Raw genomic sequence first — 21,018 nt, 5'->3', positions numbered from 1 at the left:
CTGGCTACCCGTCCTGCCAATGCGGCTTCCTCTTTTCCATGAATGAAGCGAGGCCCTCCTGGGGGTCCTGCATCTTCATCAGCTCTTCGAGGTACAATGTCGAAGACTTTGTGAGCGCCTCGCCCAGAGGGAGGGAGAGGCAGTCGAGCATCGCCCTCTTGGCGACCCCAAGGACCTGGCTGCTCTTGCTCCTCAGGGCTTCCAGAATTTCGTCGCATTTCGAGTCGAGTTCCCCGGGTCTGGCGACGGAAGTGATGAAGCCCAACGAATATGCTTCGTCGGCTGAGATGCTCCGCCCCGTGAGGACTATATCGGAAGCGGCTTTCAGCCCCACCAGTCTCGGGTAGATGGCTGCGGCCGCAGGGGGGTAGACCCCGAGGTTGACCTCCGGTTGGCCGAACGTGGAGCCTTCTTCGGCGACGACGAAGTCGCAAGCCAACGCCAACTCCATGCCACCGCCGAGGCATTTACCACGGACGGCGGACACCGTCGGCCTCGGAAAGAAAGCGAGGGACGAGACGAGCTTCTCGAAGGTCTTGATGAAGCCCTCCGTCTGTGGTGGGAGATGGTCCCTGATGTCCGCCCCGGCGCTAAACACGCCAGGCAGCCCCGACCTCAGGACGACGGCTTTGATTCCGCGCCCTGACGTGGCATGGGCTAGTTCCTCGAGGAGGTCCTGCATCATCTCCATGTTCAGTATGTTTAGAGGGGGCCTCGATAGGGTGAGGGTTGCGACCCCGTCGTCGATGCGCGAGCTCACTGATTTTCCCAATCCTATCTTCGCCTGCCTCTAGAACTAGAGGACGACAATCTGCCTTCCAAGAACGCTTCCCTTCTCTAGCCTGTCCAGAGAGTCGTTGATTGACTCGAGCGAGAGGCGATCGGACACGAGTGGGGCCAGCTTGATCTTGCCCCTCCTGACGAGTTCGATGATCCTCGGATATTCTGACAGACGGCTCCCGAGGGAGCCGATGACCGCCATCTCTCTGAACATGACGCGGTTGACGCGAAAGTTCCAGTTCTCCTCGCTGTAGCCCACCGTCACGAGCCTCCCTCCCTGCCTCACCGAACTGAATGCGAGGTCGAGGACGCTCGGCTTGCCGACGACCTCAAAGGCGACGTCGACCCCGCCACCCGTCAACTCCCTGATGACCTTCGGCGCATCCTTCGTGGTCGAGTTGACGGTTTCGGCCGCTCCGAGCCGTTTCGCCAGGTCCAGCTTCCTGTCGTCGACATCGACGGCGACGACGATCCCTCCGAGTGACGCCGCCGCCTGGACGGCGTTGAGGCCGACGCCGCCACACCCGAACACCGCAACCCACTCTCCGGCCCGGACGGCGCCCCTGTTCTTCACGGCGTGGAAGGGGGTCGAGACCGCGTCCGAGATTATGGCGCTCTCGAGCAGCGGCAACTCATTCGGGAGTTTGAAGAGCATCTTCGACGGGACGACGACGAACTCGGCGAACCCCCCATCGATGTGGTTCCCGACCATCTTCATCTTCTCGCATATGTTGTCGCGCCCCTCCCTGCAGTTGCCGCAGGCGCCGCACGACAGGACTGCGGGAATCAAGACCTTATCCCCCTTCGCGAAAGGACTTTCGTCCCTGACGTCCTCGACGATGCCTGAAATCTCGTGACCGAGGACCATCGGGGGCTTCTTGAACGTGGGCGTGCCGTGCCGGTAGTGCAGGTCGGTGGCGCAGACTCCGCAGGCCGCGACCTTCACGAGCGCCTCGCCGGGATGTGGGTCCGGGGCCGGCATTTCTTCGACTGTCAGGGGGGTGTTTGGTCCATGGAAAACAGCGGCCTTCAGGACCGGGTCACCAGCTCGGAACCGCAGCTAAGGCAGTACTTCGAGCCCAGGGGCAAGTACCCTTCTCCGCACTTTGGGCATTTCACGCTGTTGGGCCCGTGGGGGTAGCGCGGGTCCATCCCCTTCGCTATGGAGTCTCTGATTTCCCTGTACTTCCTGGGCCTCTTCTCGATGAATGCGGAAAGCCCTTCCGTGGGCTCGACCGACCCGAGGTTGAGCGCGAAGAACTCCTTCGCGTGCTCCCAGGTGGTCTTCCAGACGAGGTCCCTCCACCAGTTGAGGTGGACTTTGAAGTAGTGCAGGCTGGTCGGGGAGAGGTCGAGCATCCTGTCGATCAGCTCCTTCACCTTTGCGTCCAGCTCCTGATGAGGGACGACGAAGTTCGCTATTCCCCACTCGTGCGCCTTGGCCGCGTCTATCTCGCTGCTCAGCATGACGAGTTCGGCCGTCCGCTTTAGCCCGATGTGTAGAGGGAGCCATTGTGAGAGCCCCCCGATGGAAGTCATCCCGACGCGCGGACCCGGAGAAAGGAAGCGCGCCCTATCGCTGGAGACGGCCAGGTCCGAGGCGGCGACGAATTCGAGCCCCCCGCCAGCGACGATGCCGTTGATTCTTGATATCACTGGCTTGCCGCAGTGCAGGATGACGTCAAGGAACCTGCCGTATATCTCCCCCCACTTCCACCAGTCCGCCGGCTTCTTGCCGTAGGTATGGGCGTACTCGTCGACGTTCCCTCCCGTGCAGAACGACTTGTCCCCCATCCCTGTCAGGACGATGAACTGAACGTCGTCGTCCCACATCGCGTTGTCGAAGGCGTCGATCATCTCTCTGAGGGTGTTCAGGAGGTAGGAGTTGTGGTCTTCAGGGCGGTTAATCGCCACCAGTGCGGTGTGAGTGTGCCACCGCTTCTGATAAATTATGTCGGTATATTCCATGGCTCGCGCCCTCCCTGGCCCTATGTTTTAACGAGCACCCTCTTGGCCTTCCCCTCATACCTCGGAAGGCTCCCAGTTGGGAAGAATTTGATGTCGAACTTCACATAGAGGACCTTCCTGAGCTCCGATGAGATCCGTTCCTTCGTGTCTTCGGTGGCCCTGTCGGAGAGTTCGACGTTGATGGCGAAGGTGTAGTCCATGGTGGACTTGTCGACTATTATCTGGAACTCCTGCACGTCGGCGAATTTCAACAGTGTCTCTTGTATGGTGGAGGGCCAGACCTTCGCGCCTTTGTACTGGATGACATCATCCAGCCTCCCCCTGACCCACATGCACCGTGGGAACTGGCTGCGCCCGCAGTCGCAAGCTTCCTGGTTTACCACGGTCAGGTCCCTTGTCCTGTATCTGATTAGCGGCATGGCCTCCTTGGTGAGGGTGGTGACCACAATCTCGCCGGTCTCCCCTGGCGAGACCGGGTCCAGTGTTTCAGGGTCTACAACTTCGAGATAGAAGTGGTCTGTCCAGAAGTGGAACCCGGAATCGCTCTCACACTCTATTCCTGTCCCAGGCCCATACATCTCCGTGGCGCCGTACACGTTCTTTGCCCTCCCTCCCCTCTCCTTGAGGCCGAAACCTTCCTCGATACGCCTCCTGACCTCCTCGTCCCAGATCTCGGCCCCTGCTAGGACCAGCCTGACGTTCAGTTCCTTGGCTGGGTCGATACCCATCTTCTTCGCCGTCTCTGCGATGTATAGAGCGTATGACGGAGTGCAAGAAAGGACGGTCGCCCGGAAATCCTTCATGGTTTTCACTAGCCCCTCGGTCCTCCCCGCGCTCCAAGGGATGACGGCGGCTCCTGCGCCCCGCAATCCCTGGTGAAACCCCTCGCCTCCCGTGAACAGCCCGTACCCGAAGGCGTTGAGGGCCACATCCCCTTCCTTCACCCCGGCCGCGACGCAGCACCTCGTCATCAGGTCCGTCCATTGTTGATAGTCCCTGTCGGTGTAGGGGCCCGTCTGAGGGTTGCCAGTGGTCCCCGAGGTCATGTGGTAGAGCTTCACCCTGTTCGGAGGAACACACAGGAAGTCGCCCCCGTTGGGGTAGCTGTGCCTCCTCAGGTCGTCCTTGGTGGTGAAGGGATACTTCTGCAGGTCGGAGAGAGAGGTGACCGACTCCGGATCCAGCCCAAGTTCCTTGAACCTGCTTCGATAGAACGAGCTGTATCTGTTCACGTAAGCCAGGATGTGCCTCAGCCTCTTCAGCTGCATTTCGGCGAGTTCAGCCTGCGAAGCCAGTTCAACATGGGGATTCCAGTAGTTATGAGGCAATCCGCACAGTCCTGTGCATGCATTTAATATAAATATTGTCTATTTGTATAAATTGGTGGGCCGCATGTCTGGCCTGGGGCACTTCAGGAAGCGATGTTCAGGTTCCCCGAAGATCATAGTGATACAGTATCGTGGCGCGTCAGAACTTCTCGCCCGTCATAAAGACGGTCCCATGGCAGGCCGCCACGACCTTCCCGTCCTGGTTGACTACCCCGATATGATAGAGGGCGGTCCTTGCGCCCCTGCTCTCTTCGGTCGCAACCGCCGTGAGCGTGTCCCCCAAGAGGCCCGGGCGTCTGTAAGCTATGTCGAAGTTCAGGGCCAGGGCCCTGGTTCCGTGCGAGTTGCTGGCTGCGGCGAACGCCGCATCGGCTAACGAGAATACCACGCCACCGTGGGCGACCCCATGGAAATTCAGCATCCCCCTGGTTACCTTCAGGGAGGTGGTGGCTTCGCCCTTTCCCAGACGGATGATATGGACCCCCAAGGACTTCGAGAAGGGGTCGCTCCGTATCAGTTTCTCCGTCGAGTGGGAGACATCTCCATGCCTCATGAGCCTGCCATGGGCTCCTACTAACTTTAGCTTCCCAAGACCCTGCGACAACTGAGCAGGTTCTATGGAGATACTTCGTCGAGGCGCTTGTTAGCTGTCTTCGGCCCTATCTGGGCGATCAGCGCTGACGCTATCTGGAATCCTGCGATGGTCAGCATGACCCCCATGACCGGAAGGGTAGTTACCAGAGCGGCCGTTATAATCAACCCCACCCCCCCTCCGAGGTGTCCGCCTCCATCAGCCAGGGCGAACCCCGTGGCTCTGGCGCGTGTTGGGAAGCTTTCACTCACCCATGCATATGTGATCGGGACCCAGAAGTCCATGCCGATGAATATTAGAGTGATACCGGTTACGGCTGTGGTGAATTCGGTCGTTCCTGACCCCACCAGGAGGGCGCCGACAAGCGTGATGGCCGCCGATATCGGGAGCCATTTCTTCCGCTCCATCTTGTCTCCGAGGAAGGCGGCTAGGACGCCCGCGATGACGAAGCCGATGATGCCCACCGCCACTATCACGTTGTTCTCGGGGAAGGCGAAGCCTATCGCAGCCAATACCACGGTGGCGCCGGCTGCGACAGTGTAGACAGTCATGTATCCTAGGAACCAGATGACGAACAGGAGAATCGTCCTATTCCTGTACAAAGTATTGCTGAAAATCTCTGAGAATGGGGCCGCCTTCGTCTGTGTGGGGACGGAGATCACCTGAGGTATAGGTGGCAGGGTCCCCACGGACTCCGTGGCCCTGCGCTCCATGTCCGCCACTATAGCGTCCGCCTGGGAAATCCTGCCTTTGCTTATCAGCCATCTCGGAGACTCTGGGACTCCGAGCCTCATCAGGATGCCAAACAGCGCAAGAATTGCGCCGAGACCATACATCCAGCGCCAGCCGCCTGCGAGGTTTATCGCCCAGGGGATACCATACGGGAAGGGAGCCGACGGAGTCGTGAGGAAGACGGCGGTCCAGATTGCGGAGAAGACGCCTATCCCTGCGAGGACGAACAGCAGCGATGTGTACCTTGCCCTGCCGCTCTTGGGCGCTGCCTCGTTGATGTAGGTGTTGACGATGGCTAGGTCTGCTCCTATGCCGACACCGGTGATGAACCTCGCAGCGATGAAGTTGTAGTAGTCGGACACGAAGGCGTTGTAGAGCGACCCGAGACCGGTTATCATAAGCGTAATCAGTAGCATGTTTCGGCGACCAATCCTGTCGGAAAGTGGGCTAAGGGCCAGAGCGCCGACGACGTAACCAATCAAATTGACGAGGACTGCAGGCCCTTCGTAGTTGGCAGCGTTCTTAATCGCCGTGGCGAACGCGGCGGTCCCCGGTGGACCCAAGGGCGCGCAATTGCCGCCGACGTTGAGCCCGAAGCAGGTCTGTATCCAAGAAGCGTTGATGTTGAAGATGTCAAAGAAGGTGAATATGTATCCGATTCCTATGATCCCTATGAACAGATAGGAAAGCGCCCAGATAGGAATCCTGTCCAGCCGTGCGATGATTTGACCGCCCGATTCCTCAGTCGAACCTGCTGCCAAATGTGCGCTCCTATCTCCCGAACCTAATTATATAAACACAATCATGATTATATCACATATGTCATGAATCTGGTCGTTCTAGTTTTCCCAGAGCCGGTCCGACTGTGACGTTGCCAGCCTGTCCCGATGGGCATCAGCGAGCAGATCGCCTGGTTCGATTCCTTCTTCTCTTCGGCTCGGCGTTCACCGCACTGCCAAGGTCGGCGAAGCGCATGACGTGGGCGCGCCTTCCTCTGGAGCCGGGCCTATCACCGGGTCGAGAGTTCGGGGGCAGACAGACAGAGATGACCGAAGCCACTCCAGTTCCGTCGGGCGGGAAGGCCGTCGCAGATCCGACGGCGCCGGCAAGCTGATGCGCTACGAGAATCCTGTGATAGTCGTAGGCGGCAGCGGCCAGCAGGTCGGCAACGGTGAATCGACTCTGGGTGAGACCTGATGGTCTCACTGCATGGTCTCATATATCCGTCCATAGGGCTGGCCTGGCAGATGGTCAAGGACTTAGGCTAGACGGGTTTCGTTGGCGGCCTTCGCCTCGGACGCAGATGCCGGCCTCCGGAGGCGCGCTTCTCGCCTCGGCGTCGTAAGAACCATTAACCGAAGATGCGTTTCGCGTTCTCGTAGAGTATTTTCCTTTTCGCTTCGGCAGAGATCCCTATTCCTTCGAACTCATCCTTGTTCTCCTTTATCCCCTTGACCCCTGGGCTCGCCCAATCCGTGCCGAAGATGGCCCTGTCCTGGAACTCTTCGAGTTTGGGGAGGTACTCCAGGAGGCGCTTCGGGGGAATCCCCGTCAGGTCGAGCATCATCTTTGGGTGCTTCCTCATCAAGAGCGAAGCCATGCCGGTCCATGTAGGCCTCCCAGCGTGGCACATTATCAGCCGAAGGCCCGGGAAGTCGTTGGCGACGTCGTCGAGGAAGATGGGGTCGCCGTATTTCAGTCCTGCGCCAGGGAAGATGCTCGACCCGGTGTGGACCATCACTGGCATCTCGTGGTCGTCGAGGAACTCGTACATCTTCTGAAGCGAGGAGAGCCCCCCTTCCTCTCTGCGGTAGGCGTTGGGTTTGTAGAGCTGATGGACGGGATGGATTTTGACTATCCCCACCTCCAGCTTACTGTAGAGCCACTCCAAGGTCTTCACAGGGTTCTCGTCGATGACCGGGTTCGCAGAGCCTATCTGGACCAACCTATCTCGGTAGGGACGCCTATACCTCGAGACGAACTCGACCTGCTCGTTGTTCACCCCGATGACGTCCGGAGACTGATACGACATCAACCCCGCCTTCTCGACGTCGGCCGAGTCGAGCATCCGGATGAGCTCGGCAGGGTCCTTGCACACCCTGGCGTACACCTCCGAATCGATGCCCTTCGACGAGAGAATTGCGTCGCGTATAGCCGGCTTCACCATCTCGACCGGGAGGATGTGGATGTGGCAATCGATGGAGCGCGTGCCTTGACGTGGCTGGGTTTGGTATTTCTGGATTTGTGAGCCGACCGGAGGGCGGGAAAGTGCAGGTCCAATCAGGGAAGGGACGTTCCGCCCAAGTGAACGTCTTTGCCCTGTCCAAGTCTGAGCGCCGGTACGCGTCGGCCAGTCTGGAGCCTATTGTGATGAAGTGTGGTCCTCGGTCTCCGACAGGCCGAGCTGCTTCCCCAAGTCTGCGCGGAGCCCCTTGTACCTGTTGCGGACAGTTACCTCCGTGACACCTGCCGCTTCCGCGATGTCCTTCTGTGTCTTGACCTCGCCCTCCAGGACCCCGGCGAGGTATAAGGAGGCAGCCGCCAGCCCCATGGGGGACTTGCCCGCGGAGATCTCCTTCTCCTCTGTAATCCGGACTATCTCTATGGCCTTGCGGGCGACCCTTTCTGACAGCCCGACATGGGACGCTATCCTGTTAACGTTCCTGGCGGCGTCTGCCACCGGCATGGTGAGGTCCATCTCCCTGAGGAGGATCCGGTAGTCGCGCGCGACCGCCTTCCTGTCGAGGTTGTTGGCTTCGGCTATGTCCTTGAGCGTCCGCGGGGTCTCCGTGTCCCGCATGGCCGCATAAAGCGAGGCCGCCGATATGCCGATGATGGACCGGCCCCTGAGGAGCCCTCTCTCGAGCGCCTTCCTGTAGATGTAGGCAGCGCGCTCTCTCACGGCCTGGGAGACGCCCAGTTTGTCGGCCATCTTCTCGAGCTCGCGGAGGGCCACGCTCAGGTTCTTCTCTTGATTGCCGAACGCGGGGGAGCGGTTGTCCCACTTCCTCAGTCTATCTATCGTGCTGCGCATGGGAGACGCGAAAGCGCGGCCGGAGGCGTCCCTGTTGGAGCTCCCTATCATGGTTGACAGCCCCATGTCCCTGTAGGTTATAGAAATCGGCGCGCCACCCCTGGCCCTGTCCCCTCCCTTCTCGTCCCCGAAGTTGCGCCATTCGGGGCCCTGGTCCACCGACTTCTCGGTAATCACATAGCCGCAGTTGTTGCAGGAGAGCTCGCCAGTGTTGACGTCCTCGACCAGCGTCCTCTTGCCACAATTCGGGCACCTGTCCGAAACTTGAAGAACGGATGTTCTAGTGTATCTCATATCTATTCAATCAGTGGCTAGTATACAACCTTGAGTATATAAGTGCGGTAGTATTCTCTGCATTAGTAGCAAAACCTGAGCATACCAATGGAACATGACTCTGAAGGGAAATCTTGGCCCACGGGTTCGGGGCGTTCAAGTTTCGGCTGCGTTCGTGCTTCTGTTGAGAAGCCTTGTTCTCACCGGCTCCTTCCAAAGTCAACGGTACCAGAGCGCCAAGGCAAGAGCCGTCACAGCCCTCCAGGGCCCAGGGAGAGTCAAGTGCCACGTGACCTGTGCTCTTTCAGTCCCTCTGGAACGCTCCCGCGATAAGGTTGGGAACCTCGGAATCTAGCCGCGTGCCGGGACGACATAAAGTGACAGCCTGTCGGCCGCGTCTCTGGAAGCAGGCGTCCATCCCTCGAAGGTCCAGACATAAGAGACCACCCTCGCTCCCGGCCTCAACTCTGACAGGAGCTTCGGCATCAGCCTCTGGTTGGCGCCCTGGGAAAGGAAGACGGTCACCACCGTCGCCTCGCTCAAGTCGACGTGGAAGAGGTTCCCCCACACGACCCTGACCTGCCCCTTCAGACGGTTGGCTGACACGACCAGGCGCGATAGGAAGACCCGGACCGGGTCGGCCTCCACTCCGACGGCCCGCGAGTGGTAGACCTTCGCCGCCTCCACTATGATCCTCCCGTCTCCGGAACCCAGGTCGTAGACCAAGTCGGAAGGCCCCACCCCGCTCATCTCGAGCATCTTCCTCACCTTTCTCTTTGAGGTGGGCTCCCATCCGGCTCCTATGGCGGCCGTCCAGAGGAGGAACACCCCGGAGACCACAGCGACCGCAATCAGGACCCAACCAATGAAGGCGGACATCCCTGCGGCCGACTGCCATAGACGGATATGACGGTTTCGAAACTGGCCGACGAAGCGCGGTCACCGAGGGAAGAGCCGTTCCCTCGCGCCCATGTCCTCCAGGATTAACGCCCTGGTCCACCACACCTCTGGCTCCCTGGAAATCTGGAAGAATGTGTATACACGGCGAGCGCCAGGACGGCCGTACCCAGGACGAGAATGCGTGGTACGAAGCGACTTTCGTTCATTCCCGACACGGTATGAAGAGCGGAAGTGAGAGCCCAGGGACGGGCCTCGCCTCAGGCGTTGGAGGCCTTCCTGACGAGTTGTGTCCCGCAGACGGGACAGACCACAAGCTTCGGGTTGGTGTAGTTCTTCCCGCACCCCCTGCAGTAGATCTTCCAGGTGATGTTCTTCCACTCTCCTCCCTTCATAGCGGTCGGCGCGAGAGGGATTGAGAGGACCTCGGCTACGTTCCGGACCGCGAAGTCGTCTGAGATGAGGCTCGCACCTCCGTCGACCCCATTCAGATCGAGGGCGAGCGCCAGCAGCGAGATATCAGTCTGTGAGAGGGCGCCCAGGTCCCCCGTCTTCGCTGCGGTGGTCTTCACCCTGTTCGTGGATTCGGGGGACGGCTCGGTGACCATCACCCGGGTCTGGATGAATGAAGACCCTACGTTGTGGTGCTTGACCTCTTCTAGGACGAGATACGTGGTATAATATCGGCCGCTCCCCTGGTAGGGTATCCCCGCGTAGAACGCTGTAGAGTCAAGGACGTACGCCGGATCAGACAATTGTTGTTGCCTTCAAAGATTCAATCTTGCCTTTCTCAGGTGCCGGCCTGGGGACGCGCCATCATCGACCCGTGGAGGCTGTCCTTCGGTGAGACGTTTATTTACTTTAACAAAAAGGCAAACGCGTCAGTTCTTGAGCAGGCCCGCAGAACTCGGAAGCGTGAAAGAAGGGAGTTACATCATCATCGACGATGAGCCGTGCAAGGTAGTCAGCCGGGAGCACTTCAAACCGGGGAAGCACGGGAGCGCCAAGGTGAGGCTCGTCGCACTTTCTCTCTTCACGGGGTCGAAGAAGAGCTACGTGGCGCCAGCCGAGTCCAGGGTCGACATCCCCATGATAGACAAGAGGTCGGGGCAGGTCACTTCGATAATGGACAACACCATCCAGATCATGGACCTTCAGACCTTCGAGGTGCTTGAGACGTCGAAGCCTACGCCCGAGGAGATGGCCGAGCTCAGTGGGGAACTCGTCCCCGGGGTCGAGGTCGAATACTGGTCGATGCTGGGCCGGAACAGGATAATGCGCGTCAAAGGCGGGAGCTAAGCGGCCGTTCAAATCTGTAGGTTTAACCCCGAAACTACGGCTGAGCCGTCTTATGGAAAAAACGAAGAGGATACTCCCACTCGCAGCGCTCGTCATCGCGCTATTTTCACTCGCCCCCGTCGTCGGAGCCTCTACCCTGACCGTGACCCTCAACCCCACCGACAAGGTGGCCAGGGTCGACAGCGTCAGCACCACGAAGATCATCTTCACCTACCCCGCGGGCTCTGAGGTGGCCAGCCACCTTGAGAATGTGAGTTCGTCGGTCAAGCTGAACTCGTCATTCACAGGGAGCGACCAGGGGGTAACGGAGCTCCAGGGTAGCTTCGACCACCTGGGCGGCGACTCCCGGAGCCATGTCTCCGTGAGCAACATGTCTGTGTCACTCGAGTACACGGCCATAGGGAACTCCACGGCTCTGGTCATCAACAAGGTGACCAACGTCACAGCTTGGGTTACCGGGGTCTTCACCGTGGTCAACGGCACCGTCGAAGCCAACCTCGGCTGGCGATCGTTCGTGGTAGCAGGCCCAATGAACCTGGACATGGAGAACCACATGGTCGACATCAACCAGGTCGGCTCAGCTTTCCAGTACTCCCTATCTTCACAGGCCTACGCGACCGGCTTCCTCATGGATGCGTTCAGCAGAGACAGCATATGGGGGACGCCTACGCTCAATTTCACAGCCCTCAACACCCCCCTGAGCACCTGGAGCAAGAGCTACAACTCCGCCACCAACACCACCACGTTCTCCAAGACGGTCTCGGGCCAGTCGAAGCTCACCGCCGACTACTCGATCAACAACCAGAACTACACCCTGTCGGCCGTGTCCGACCCCACTGGGGTGGTGGCGATTCAGGGATACGCCAACGCCCAGGGGGACACCCTGGTCATGGCATCGGCTCCGCCGGCGACAGCAGTATACCTAGAAGCAGGGGCGGGAGTCGGCCTGGTGGCCCTCGCCGCCGGGTATCTCTTCCTCAGGTCGAAGAGGAAGCCCCTGGCAACGGCAACTGCGGGTAGCCCAGTCTGAACGGAGAGCCTTGCGGCTCTCCCCTCCGTTTTGTTTTCAGGACGGTAGTGGAAGAGCCAGAAGTGCTCTATCGACGGTTTGGCTCTTCATCGGATATCTCAGACGGCTCTTCCCGAAACCCCTTCATCTAGAGCAACCGCATCTGGCGCGTTTTCGGATATAGGTTTTTGTGTCGGTCGGAGGGCAAACTCCCCGAAGATGAAGGTCCGCAGAGGAGCCGGAACGGCGTATTGGGGGGTGCTGGCGGTCGCCGTGGTGCTCGCCTCCATCCTGACCTTCTCGGTGGTTTCTGAAATGAGCCAGGCGAAGGCCAAATCTGACAGTACTCTCATCAACTCCCTGATTTCCGAGAACTCTCAACTCCAAAAGCAACTGGCGGCGGCCACCCAGCAGACGAATAGCACATTCCAGGGGCTTGACACGGTCCAGATCTACAAGGCCGACTCCGGCGGTGTGGTGACAGTCCAGGGGACGAGCATCTCTGGCGGGACGAACTCGACGGTCCTTGGGTCGGGGTTCGTGATCAACTACACCGGGAACTTCTACATCGTCACCAACTTCCACGTAGTAAGCGGGGTGAACGGCATCACGGTGACGTTCCAGGACGGGGACGCCTACCCGGCCACGGTGCTGGGGAGCGACGGTTACAGCGACCTCGCTGTGCTGAACGTGAGCGCGCCCGCTTCTGAGTTCCACCCCCTCGACCTGGTCAGTTCAGCGCTCCTGGCCGTCGGTCAGCCAGTGGCCGTCATCGGCAACCCCTTCGGGCTCGCCGGGTCGATGACCGCGGGGATAGTCAGCCAGCTGGGGAGGACCATCTCCGACCCTCTGGCAGGGAACTTCGCGATAGCCGACGTCATCCAGTTCAGCGCCCCGATCAACCCCGGGAACTCCGGAGGTCCGCTGCTGGACTCCCAGGGGGCGGTGGTGGGGATAACGACGGCGACGGTCCAGAGTTCTCAGGGGGTCGGGTTCGCCATCCCTTCTGACACCATCCTGAAGGAGCTCTCTTCCCTAGTGACTACCGGCTCCTATGACCTCCACTCCTACATGGGGATCACCACAGTGGACATGAGTTACCAGCTCGCCCAACTGGAGAACGCAAACGTCACCTATGGTGTCCTGGTCGAGCAGGTCGTAAGCGGAGGACCGGCCCAGGCCGCTGGGCTAAAGGGGGGGACCGGCACGGCAGATGTGAGCGGGAGCAGCTATCTCATCGGCGGAGACATAATCACGGCAGTCAACGGGACGAAAATCGTGAACTCCGACTCGCTGTCCACCTACCTGGAAGAGTACACCCTACCCGGTCAGACCCTGTCCCTCAGCATAATCAGGGACGGGCAGCAGATGACCATCAACCTGGTCTTGGGGACCAGGCCGCCTCCACCCTCGGGCTAGACTTGGGTATCAGCCTGGCGTCGGTTATCTCCAGGTATCCTCTGTCTCCGCGCCAGTGATTCAGTGCCGAGCGGACCTCCACCTTCTTAGAGAACATAGGCGCGTCCAGCACGAACGTCTCGCCTTCGCCCCCTTCCAGCCCGACGTGGAACCTGTACTTCCTCCCCAGGGCGACAAGCTCGTCGACCGCACCATCGTCGAGCACCCTTCCCAGCCACCCTTCGTCCAGACCGAGTGCGGACACGCTCACCATCATGACGGAGAACCCGTCACTTATCAGCCTCCGCAGGTGGGCTTCGGGGTCCGCGCCCCACAGCGGAGAGACGCAGGTCAGGCCGAGCTTCCCGCAGGCCTTTTCGACCCTGCTCTTCTGGTAGACGCTCCCCAGGGCGCCTGTATACACCCCTTCGAGGCTGAACCTGGACTTCGCCTCACCCAGGGCGTCCTCCAGGTCCTTCAGCTCCTCCTCCTTGACCCCCTCGGTGTCAGAGGTGAGCTGCGGGACTCCCATCGCTTCGGCCTGTAGAGCCGTCCACTTCAGGTCTGGGTAGTGGAACATGTATGACTCGTCGGACTTCGGAGTGATGGTTACCAAACAGGCGAGCTCTTCCTTCTTGGAGGCCAGCCAGGCGGCGTAGGTGGAATCCTTCCCTCCCGACCAGAGCACACCCACCCTCATTCTGACTTTACCGCTTCAATCACTAGGTGGAGCGGGACTTCCATTGCCCCGGGGCCGTCCAGGTCCCCTTCCACCTGCTCCTTCTCAACGAACTCGTCGGTAGGTTCCGGCTCTTCGAGGGAAGTGATTACGAACCCCATCGAACGCAGCAACCGCGCATACCAACTGAGGGGCCTGTGGTAGCAGGCGGTATACCTCTTCGAACCGTCCGCCATCCGCCATGGCGCCTGCTCGGAGAACGATCTGCGGTACCCCGTGACCTTCCGGTAGATTACGCGGCGACCCCCGAACATTTTCTCCGCTATCCAGCCCGAATTCGACATGACGTCGAAGCACGGATGAGAGATGCTGGCGACGAGCCGCCCTCCTTCCTTCAGGACCCTCGCAGCCTCTCCCACAGCGCCTTCCGCGGTCAGGTCTGCCATGTCCATCAGGCTCATGTTCGCGAAGACGATGTCGAACGCCGCACTGGGTACCCCCCTCAGCGCGTCGGCGTCGCGCCTGAGGTATCGCACCCCGGTGCCCCTGTCGCGGGCTTTCGCGTTCCTGATCATCCTGGAGGACCCGTCCACCGCTGTCACCCGCGCTCCAAGGGCCGCGAGCCGGCGAGACAGGTAACCGTTGCCGCACCCGAGGTCTAGGGCATCCTTCCCCCTGCAGTCTCCCACCACACGCAGCAGGCCAGGGTCTATGAGGGTCCTGTGCCAGAGGTCGCCCGAATCCCCCTGCTTCCGATCGTACCAGTCAGAAAGATCGTCCCAGCCGTCCCGCTTAGCTGTGCTTGACCTGAGCAAACCTGTCTCCTGCGGGCTCAACCCTATTAAAGAACCGGAACGCGGAGTTCCGAGTTCGTTTCATGTTAGACTCTCTGCGAGATGGGCTCCAGGCCGCTGTCCGCAAGCTCGTCGGGGCGAACCTGGTCGACGAGAAGTCGGTGAAGGAGTTCGTCCGCGACCTTCAGAGGGCCCTCATCCAGTCTGACGTCAACGTGAGGATAGCCCTGGAGGCGACGGAGAGGGTCCAGAAGAGGGCCCTGGAGGAGAAGCCCCCGGCTGGCGTTACCAAGAAGGACCAAATAGTCTCGATACTGTACGAGGAGCTCGCCGGGGTCCTTGGCGGCGAAGGAGGGCTCAAGCTCGACAGGGACAGGACCAACGTATTGGTGATGCTCGGGGTCCAGGGGTCAGGGAAGACGACGACGACCGGGAAGCTGGCACGGCTGTACTCCAGGCGCGGGTTCAAGGTCGGCGTGGTGGCTGCAGACACCTTCAGGCCGGGAGCTGTGGCTCAGTTGAAGGCCCTGGCGGCGTCGGCCGGGGTAGAGGTGTACAGCGACGGGAAGGAGAAAGACTCGGTGAAGATAGCGAAGGACGGGAGGAAGGCGTTTGAAGGGTCCAAGAACTTGGTGATTATAGACACCGCTGGGAGGCACAAGGAGGAGAAGGGCCTCCTCCAGGAGATGAAGGAGGTGGTAAGTGGCGTCAAGCCCGATGCGACCATCCTCGTCATAGACGGGACCATAGGCCAGCAGTGCTACAACCAGGCAAAGGCGTTCCATCAGGCCGCGCCCGTAGGAGGCATCATAGTGACGAAGTTGGACGGTGCCGCGAAGGGAGGCGGCGCCCTGGCTGCGTCGGCAGCCACCGGGGCGAAGGTCCACTTTATCGGCACCGGAGAGAGAATCGACGACCTGGAGGAGTTCGTCCCCACGAGGTTCGTAGGGAGGCTCCTCGGGATGGGGGACCTGAGGGCCCTCATGGACATGGTACGGGAGTCCGAGGTGGTGGTCGACGAGAAGATGACCCAGCGCGTGATGTCGGGGAAGATGACCATGAACGACCTGCTGGTCCAATTCGAGCAGATGAAGAAGTTCGGCTCGCTCAAGAAGATCCTCGAGCACATCCCCGGGTTCTCGGGCCAGGTGGATGCCAAGGAGCTCGACAAGGCCGAGGACAGGGTCAAGGTCTATAGGTCCATAATCCAGTCGATGACAGGGGACGAGAAGGAAAACCCGGAGACGATAAACGCCTCCAGGCTGAGGCGCATAGCGAAGGGGTCCGGCCGGAGCGACAAGGATGTGAGAGAGCTTCTGACGAGGTACAAGCAGATGAAGACCCTGGTGAAAACCAGCAAGGGGCGCGAGCTCAGGCAGATGATGCGCCGCATGGGCGAAGGGTAGGTGCAGCTGACGCAGCGGTGGCATCGTCTCTGCAGACTCTGTTCTGAGAGACAAGGGGCGGGGGCGCCGCGTTTCGAGGTCGTCCCCGGGAGCGAGTGTTCAGTCTGCTCAGGGACCATGGATGCGACGGATGAAATGGCCGAACGGGCGAGGAGGAAGGTCCGAGCCTACGAGTTCAGGACGTTCGCCGTCGGAGTCACGCTCCCGGAAGGGGTTCAGGAGCGGGAGGATGAACTCAGGTCAGAGCTCAGGTTGAAGGGGAGCGAGACGGTGAAGGCGCAAGCGGCGAGGCTCGTCGCCTTCGGCGTCGTCCGGTCGACCCGCAGGCGGGTGGACAAAGGGAGACCAGATCTCAGCATCCTCGCCGACTTCGGGACAGGGGAGGTCTCGGTCGCGTCCAGGCCGGCTTTCTTCTATGGAAGGTACTCCAAGCCGGCAGGGATTTCCCAGCGGAAGACGCTCTGTCCGGATTGCAGGGGGGGAGGGTGCCAGAAGTGCGGAGGGACTGGGTTCGACAGGAAACCAAGCGTCGAGGAGGCGCTCAGGCGGAAGATAGGGGGGTTCACCGGGAGTGAGAGGATGGTCTTCACCTGGCTCGGCAGCGAGGATAGAGAGAGCAGGGTCTTCCCTCCTGGGAGGCCGTTCGTCGTCGAGGTGAAGAGCCCGAAGATAAGGAGGATCCCCAAGAAGTTCGGAGCGAGGGTCAAGGGGGGGCTGGTCTCGGTGTCGTCCGGGAGGACGCTCCCGTCCAAGCCGGTCATGCTCCCGCCGTTCCGATTCCTTACGAAGATCAGGGCAAGAGCCGCCGCCAGGGTCACTCCCGAAGGGCTCAGAGAGCTCCGCTCGAGGTTCCGCGGGGCTGAGGTCACCTTCGAGAGGCCAGGCAGCAGGCCGGCCTTCAAGAAGGTCTACAGTGTGGCCGCCTCCGCGAGAGGGAGGGCCTTGGTGATAGACGCCGAACTGGACGGCGGCCTCCCGGTGAAGAGGTTCGTGAGCGGGGAACTCGTCTCGCCCTCGGTGTCGGAAGTCTTAAAAACTGAAGTCGGTTGCCGCACCTTCGACATCTGCAGAGTCAAGGAGAAAGGGGGTTTCAGATTTGCCGAAGTCGCACGGAACAAGGAGAAGGACCAGGTCGCTCCTTAGATCGTCGGCTAAGAAGGGGCTCAGCAGCCTGCTGGTGGAGTACTCCCCCACCGACAAGGTGGTAATCAAAATCGACCCTGCTCAAGTGAAGGGGATGCCGCACAGAAGGTTCAACGGCCTGGTAGGGACGGTCACCAAGGTGGGGAGGCGGGCCGTCACCATCGATGTCAGGGTCGGGGACAAGGTCAAGACTCTTATCGCCAGGAAGGAGCACGTGGTCAGGATGGAGGGAAACTGATGTCAGAGAAACCCGAGAAGAAACTACTGACTATCCCGGAGGCAAACCAGATACTGGAGAAGATTGACCTGGAGAAGGCGGACCAGATTCAGAAGAGGACCCTGGACTACACGACGAAGTTTTCGAAGGTCCAGGCGGACACCGCCAAGAAGCTGAGGAAGGAACTGGAGACGGAGGCGGGGCTGAGTGAAGAGGAGGCGGTGGAGTTAGTCAATGTCTCGCCGAAGTCGGTGGAAGAGTTGAGGACATTCACGTCAGGGTGGAGGAAGCTCCTCTCGACCGAGACGCTCGAAAAGATACTGAAGATACTGCATCCGAAGTCTTAACTCGGGACACCGTTAAATAGCAAGGCGTCCCTGAATGCGAATAGGGAAAGGCCGGGGGGCATGCACATCGTGTTCGCGATTCTCTTCCGCAGGCCGAGGTCCCCGTCCAACTAGCTGGCCCAAAAGGAAGTGTAGTCCTGGGATTTGATGCCAGCGGATAAGAAGTACGAGGAGAGCGCCTATGTCCTTGACTTCCTTCAGAGGGGGAAGTCTGTGGTGATCAAGGGGAGAGAGGGACCGATGGTCCAGGCTCTGGGTGAGGACAGGCTGACCCTCCTTGAGCTCCTGGCCATGGAGAACCAAGACTTCGAGGTCGGAGAGAAAGTGAAGATAGGGAAGGAAGGACGCGAGAAGATAGCGAGCGTGCTGGGGAAGCTCGCCTATGAAGAGCTCACTCCCGAAGCCAGGGCGTCGCTCCCCTCTGTCGCTGAAGACCTGGTCAAAGAGAACGAGAAGAAGTACGTGGCATACCTTAACGACCTGCAGCCGCTCACCCCCAGGTTGCACGCCCTCGAGTTGATACCCGGCATAGGGAAGACATTCATGAAGGAGATCGTCGAGATGAGGGAGAAACAGCCCTTCGCCAGCTTCGACGACGTCCAGAAGAGGGTGGGACTCAGGGAGCCTGCAAAGATGATGGCCAAGCGGATCGTGGAAGAGCTCGCCGGCGACTCCAGGGTGAGCATATTCGTCAGGAAGTAACCCCACACATTCTGCGCAGGACTATCTTAGGACGGGCCGCCGTCCTGTGGACTCTGACCGTGCTCCGTCGAGCCATCCCGTGGTGATGCCTTGACGATGCGCTCGTATACCGAGTGAAAGACAAGCCCCACCAGCAACGTCAAAGATCCAATCACGAGGGACTGCTCGCCGAGGCCGAGCATCAAGGAACCCGAAAGCACGACGGAGAATATCTGGACGTAAGGATAGCCTAGCGAAAGGTAGCTCCCACGCATCAGCCTTTTCCTCGTTATCGCGACTTCTACCCCGGAGAGCATGTACGAGAATATGACGCCGAAGTTCGCCACGAGAGCAATCGACTCCACGTTTCCGAGCGCAAGCGATGAAAGCATCACAACGGCTATGACCAGTGTTGGTACTCTTGAGCCCCTGCCCAGAAAGGAGGGGAGCATCCTGTCCTCTCCCATTTGCTTGGCGGTCCTCGAGCCAGCTATGATTAGAGAAAGCGTCACGGTCAGAGTCGCCGTCAGCGCCGCCACGCTGACGACGCTGGAAATCGGGCCTGGGGCTCGGACCGCGGCGAGGGCGAGCGAAACAGGGTTCGAGGCAGTCCCGTACCCAGTCCATTTCGTAGCATACAGCAACGAAAAGACCACCAATATGTAGAAGACTGAGCTTATCCCGAGAGAGGTCATTATCGCCTTGGGGACCTTCTTTGCCCCGTCCTCCACGTCGGGGGTGAGGGTTGCAATCGTGTTGAAGCCGGAGTAAGCGAAGAAGGCCAGGCTCGCGGCCTGGATGACTCCCAAAGATCCAAGTGGAAACAGGGGAGCGAAGTTACTGGGAGAATACCTCCCGAAGAAAAGAATCGCTGCGACAGTCAGACCGAGGCCCACGATTGTGAAGGCCACGAGCCACTTTTCGAATTCGGACGCGATCTTGATCCCCCTCATCTCAACAAGGCAGAGGGTCACGATGAGGGTCGCCGCAAGTGGGAAGTATGCCAGTCGGGGCAACCCAAAGTCTATGAGGTAAGCCGCGAAGCCAAGAGCGACTGCCGCGCCGCTCACCGCGTAAGATATGAGCCTGAACCATCCCACGAGGAAGCCGATGGTGTCCCCGAGGGTGGCCTTGGCGAAGCTGTAGACCCCTCCTTGTATGTCCGGCAGTTTTGAAGAGAGTTCCGCGCTGTTCAGGCCGACCGTGATCGCGAGGGCGGCGGTGATGACGAACGCCACCAAGGCCCCGGCTCCGGCCTCGTTGACAGCAGCCCCAGCCATCACGAATATACCTGCGCCGACGATGTTCCCCAGCCCGATGGCCGTGGCCTCCCAGAAGCTCAGTTTCCTTCTACTCATGAGCTATGTTCTACCTCGCAACCCTCGTCTAGGCAAGGAGAGGGCCCTTGGTCACAGCCTTTCATAACCTGTCACTTCCGTTACGGAAACCGCGTGGCCCGTCAAATCTCTGGCAAGGTCTGTGTTCGCGCGACAAGGTCTGCGACGCAGGACGCTAAATGCCCCTGGTCGTGCGAGCTGCGATGGATGGCAGGATTAGCTCGCCGAGACTTCGGCATGCCGGCAAGCCAAAGCTTAACATGCGGTCTCTCGATTGATTCGTCGAGTCCGGGCCGCCTTGGTTTCCCGTTGGTCCTGCCTTCAGACGTATGCGAGTGAGAGGATAAGGACAATAGATGCTCGTACGAGTGTTGACGTAACTGTCAGGAAGTAGATGAAGAGGCATAGACTCGGGCAGCACTACCTGGTGGACCAGGAGCTCGCCGGGAGGATGGTGTCCTATGCCGCCATCGGTCCAGGGGAGAGGGTGCTTGAGATAGGGACCGGAAGGGGGACGCTGACCAGGCTCCTCGCAGGGAGAGGCGCGTCCCTGACCGGGTATGAGGTGGACCCCGTGAACCACAAAGAAACGACAAGGGCTCTGGAGGGGACGGGAGCGGACATCCGCCTCGGGGACGCCTTCGAAGCGACGCCGGTGTTCGACGTGCTGGTTGCGAGCCTCCCCTACTCCGAGTCGTCCGCCTTCGTAGACTGGCTGAGCCGGGCAAGGTTCTCCAGGGCCGTGGTGATGCTGCAGGAGGACTTCGTCAGGAAGCTGACTGCGCCCCCAGGGGACAGGGACTATCGGGGGGTCTCGGCCCTCGCCCAGGTCGCCTTAGACGTGGAGGTCCTGGAGCGGGTGGGGAGGGAGGCGTTTTCGCCCCGTCCAAAGGTCAGCTCGGCCGTCGTCTCAATCACCCCCAGGCGCCTGGTGACCCGGGAGGAGGAGTCGAAGATAGCCCGGCTCTTCTCGCTGAGGCGGCGCGAAGTGGTCGGAGCCCTGGCTGAGCTGGAAATGAGAGGGCAGGGAGACTACGGCAGGCGGAGAGTATATTCGCTCACGCCCTCCGAAGTCCATGAAATCTGCGGAAGGTAGCGGCTTTA

General features: G+C 60.1%; 22 protein-coding genes. 9 read left to right on the top strand and 13 right to left on the bottom strand.

Annotated features, from left to right (window positions below; genetic code table 11):
* Positions 1-4: 4 nt before the first annotated feature.
* From JRN21_00355 to JRN21_00310, 10 genes are all read right to left on the bottom strand, one after another.
* A complete protein-coding gene (locus tag JRN21_00355) occupies positions 5-772 on the bottom strand; it encodes an enoyl-CoA hydratase/isomerase family protein (GenBank protein MDG6987764.1) in 768 nt (255 codons plus the stop codon).
* 24 nt (positions 773-796) lie between these two features.
* Positions 797-1,762 (bottom strand): zinc-binding dehydrogenase, encoded by a 966-nt coding sequence (locus tag JRN21_00350; protein MDG6987763.1) that lies wholly within the window; start codon positions 1,760-1,762, stop codon positions 797-799.
* A gap of 47 nt (positions 1,763-1,809) precedes the next feature.
* Complete coding sequence (locus tag JRN21_00345; GenBank protein ID MDG6987762.1) at positions 1,810-2,748, bottom strand: enoyl-CoA hydratase/isomerase family protein; 939 nt, start codon at positions 2,746-2,748, stop codon at positions 1,810-1,812.
* 20 nt (positions 2,749-2,768) lie between these two features.
* The gene (locus tag JRN21_00340) at positions 2,769-4,076 is read right to left on the bottom strand and encodes a phenylacetate--CoA ligase (GenBank protein MDG6987761.1); all 1,308 of its coding nucleotides are present in this window, start codon (positions 4,074-4,076) and stop codon (positions 2,769-2,771) included.
* 139 nt (positions 4,077-4,215) lie between these two features.
* Positions 4,216-4,629: a hydroxyphenylacetyl-CoA thioesterase PaaI gene (paaI, locus tag JRN21_00335; GenBank protein ID MDG6987760.1), complete on the bottom strand. Its 414-nt coding sequence runs from the start codon at positions 4,627-4,629 to the stop codon at positions 4,216-4,218.
* A gap of 62 nt (positions 4,630-4,691) precedes the next feature.
* On the bottom strand, positions 4,692-6,161 hold the full coding sequence (locus JRN21_00330) for an MFS transporter (protein MDG6987759.1): 1,470 nt from the start codon (positions 6,159-6,161) through the stop codon (positions 4,692-4,694).
* Between the two features lie 590 nt (positions 6,162-6,751).
* A complete protein-coding gene (locus JRN21_00325) occupies positions 6,752-7,564 on the bottom strand; it encodes an amidohydrolase (GenBank protein ID MDG6987758.1) in 813 nt (270 codons plus the stop codon).
* Between the two features lie 198 nt (positions 7,565-7,762).
* Positions 7,763-8,728, bottom strand: coding sequence for a transcription initiation factor IIB (tfb, locus tag JRN21_00320; GenBank protein MDG6987757.1), 966 nt, complete (start codon positions 8,726-8,728; stop codon positions 7,763-7,765).
* Between the two features lie 330 nt (positions 8,729-9,058).
* Entirely contained in the window at positions 9,059-9,466 is a 408-nt protein-coding gene (locus JRN21_00315) for a class I SAM-dependent methyltransferase (protein MDG6987756.1), read from the bottom strand.
* A 398-nt stretch (positions 9,467-9,864) separates the two neighbouring features.
* Positions 9,865-10,359 carry an NOB1 family endonuclease gene (locus JRN21_00310; protein ID MDG6987755.1) on the bottom strand — a complete coding sequence of 165 codons (495 nt, stop codon included), beginning with the start codon at positions 10,357-10,359 and terminating at the stop codon, positions 9,865-9,867.
* Between the two features lie 133 nt (positions 10,360-10,492).
* Here JRN21_00310 and JRN21_00305 point away from each other — a divergent pair, with 133 nt between their 5' ends.
* From JRN21_00305 to JRN21_00295, 3 genes are all read left to right on the top strand, one after another.
* The gene (locus JRN21_00305; protein MDG6987754.1) at positions 10,493-10,903 is read left to right on the top strand and encodes a translation initiation factor IF-5A; all 411 of its coding nucleotides are present in this window, start codon (positions 10,493-10,495) and stop codon (positions 10,901-10,903) included.
* A 52-nt stretch (positions 10,904-10,955) separates the two neighbouring features.
* The gene (locus JRN21_00300; protein ID MDG6987753.1) at positions 10,956-11,933 is read left to right on the top strand and encodes a hypothetical protein; all 978 of its coding nucleotides are present in this window, start codon (positions 10,956-10,958) and stop codon (positions 11,931-11,933) included.
* Positions 11,934-12,131: 198 nt separating this feature from the next.
* A complete protein-coding gene (locus JRN21_00295) occupies positions 12,132-13,331 on the top strand; it encodes a trypsin-like peptidase domain-containing protein (protein ID MDG6987752.1) in 1,200 nt (399 codons plus the stop codon).
* Here the strand turns inward: JRN21_00295 and JRN21_00290 are convergent.
* Together JRN21_00290 and JRN21_00285 are read right to left on the bottom strand one after the other, a co-directional pair.
* Positions 13,288-14,010 (bottom strand): diphthine--ammonia ligase, encoded by a 723-nt coding sequence (locus JRN21_00290; protein MDG6987751.1) that lies wholly within the window; start codon positions 14,008-14,010, stop codon positions 13,288-13,290. The genes JRN21_00295 and JRN21_00290 overlap by 44 nt on opposite strands.
* Positions 14,007-14,804, bottom strand: a complete 798-nt coding sequence (locus JRN21_00285; GenBank protein ID MDG6987750.1) for a class I SAM-dependent methyltransferase — start codon at positions 14,802-14,804, stop codon at positions 14,007-14,009. The genes JRN21_00290 and JRN21_00285 overlap by 4 nt, the downstream gene beginning before the upstream one ends.
* A 62-nt stretch (positions 14,805-14,866) precedes the next feature.
* Here JRN21_00285 and ffh point away from each other — a divergent pair, with 62 nt between their 5' ends.
* The 5 genes from ffh to JRN21_00260 all read left to right on the top strand — a co-directional run bounded on the left by ffh (position 14,867) and on the right by JRN21_00260 (position 18,598).
* Entirely contained in the window at positions 14,867-16,189 is a 1,323-nt protein-coding gene (ffh, locus tag JRN21_00280) for a signal recognition particle protein (GenBank protein MDG6987749.1), read from the top strand.
* Positions 16,190-17,332: a hypothetical protein gene (locus JRN21_00275; GenBank protein ID MDG6987748.1), complete on the top strand. Its 1,143-nt coding sequence runs from the start codon at positions 16,190-16,192 to the stop codon at positions 17,330-17,332.
* Entirely contained in the window at positions 17,286-17,570 is a 285-nt protein-coding gene (locus tag JRN21_00270; protein ID MDG6987747.1) for a 50S ribosomal protein L21, read from the top strand. Before JRN21_00275 ends, JRN21_00270 begins: the two co-directional genes overlap by 47 nt.
* The gene (locus JRN21_00265; protein MDG6987746.1) at positions 17,570-17,896 is read left to right on the top strand and encodes an RNA polymerase Rpb4; all 327 of its coding nucleotides are present in this window, start codon (positions 17,570-17,572) and stop codon (positions 17,894-17,896) included. Before JRN21_00270 ends, JRN21_00265 begins: the two co-directional genes overlap by 1 nt.
* 147 nt (positions 17,897-18,043) lie before the next feature.
* Entirely contained in the window at positions 18,044-18,598 is a 555-nt protein-coding gene (locus JRN21_00260) for a DUF655 domain-containing protein (protein ID MDG6987745.1), read from the top strand.
* 26 nt (positions 18,599-18,624) lie between these two features.
* Here JRN21_00260 and JRN21_00255 read toward each other — a convergent pair whose 3' ends face one another.
* A complete protein-coding gene (locus JRN21_00255; GenBank protein ID MDG6987744.1) occupies positions 18,625-19,935 on the bottom strand; it encodes an amino acid permease in 1,311 nt (436 codons plus the stop codon).
* A 373-nt stretch (positions 19,936-20,308) separates the two neighbouring features.
* Here JRN21_00255 and JRN21_00250 point away from each other — a divergent pair, with 373 nt between their 5' ends.
* The gene (locus JRN21_00250; protein MDG6987743.1) at positions 20,309-21,010 is read left to right on the top strand and encodes a ribosomal RNA small subunit methyltransferase A; all 702 of its coding nucleotides are present in this window, start codon (positions 20,309-20,311) and stop codon (positions 21,008-21,010) included.
* Positions 21,011-21,018: the final 8 nt, after the last annotated feature.

Source organism: Nitrososphaerota archaeon (genome assembly GCA_029785825.1).
Classification (GTDB): domain Archaea; phylum Thermoproteota; class Nitrososphaeria; order Nitrososphaerales; family Gagatemarchaeaceae; genus UBA183.
This window is presented reverse-complemented; position numbering and strand designations above follow the sequence as displayed.

Excerpts from the sequence above, each read along its gene's own strand:
- JRN21_00350 (MDG6987763.1), bottom strand. The coding sequence starts at position 1,762 with ATGCCGGCCCCGGACCCACATCCCGGCGAGGCGCTCGTGAAGGTCGCG.
- JRN21_00345 (MDG6987762.1), bottom strand. The coding sequence starts at position 2,748 with ATGGAATATACCGACATAATTTATCAGAAGCGGTGGCACACTCACACC.
- paaI (MDG6987760.1), bottom strand. The coding sequence starts at position 4,629 with ATGAGGCATGGAGATGTCTCCCACTCGACGGAGAAACTGATACGGAGC.
- tfb (MDG6987757.1), bottom strand. The coding sequence starts at position 8,728 with ATGAGATACACTAGAACATCCGTTCTTCAAGTTTCGGACAGGTGCCCG.
- JRN21_00315 (MDG6987756.1), bottom strand. The coding sequence starts at position 9,466 with ATGCTCGAGATGAGCGGGGTGGGGCCTTCCGACTTGGTCTACGACCTG.
- JRN21_00300 (MDG6987753.1), top strand. The coding sequence starts at position 10,956 with ATGGAAAAAACGAAGAGGATACTCCCACTCGCAGCGCTCGTCATCGCG.
- JRN21_00295 (MDG6987752.1), top strand. The coding sequence starts at position 12,132 with ATGAAGGTCCGCAGAGGAGCCGGAACGGCGTATTGGGGGGTGCTGGCG.
- JRN21_00290 (MDG6987751.1), bottom strand. The coding sequence starts at position 14,010 with ATGAGGGTGGGTGTGCTCTGGTCGGGAGGGAAGGATTCCACCTACGCC.
- ffh (MDG6987749.1), top strand. The coding sequence starts at position 14,867 with ATGTTAGACTCTCTGCGAGATGGGCTCCAGGCCGCTGTCCGCAAGCTC.
- JRN21_00265 (MDG6987746.1), top strand. The coding sequence starts at position 17,570 with ATGTCAGAGAAACCCGAGAAGAAACTACTGACTATCCCGGAGGCAAAC.
- JRN21_00260 (MDG6987745.1), top strand. The coding sequence starts at position 18,044 with ATGCCAGCGGATAAGAAGTACGAGGAGAGCGCCTATGTCCTTGACTTC.
- JRN21_00255 (MDG6987744.1), bottom strand. The coding sequence starts at position 19,935 with ATGAGTAGAAGGAAACTGAGCTTCTGGGAGGCCACGGCCATCGGGCTG.
- JRN21_00250 (MDG6987743.1), top strand. The coding sequence starts at position 20,309 with ATGAAGAGGCATAGACTCGGGCAGCACTACCTGGTGGACCAGGAGCTC.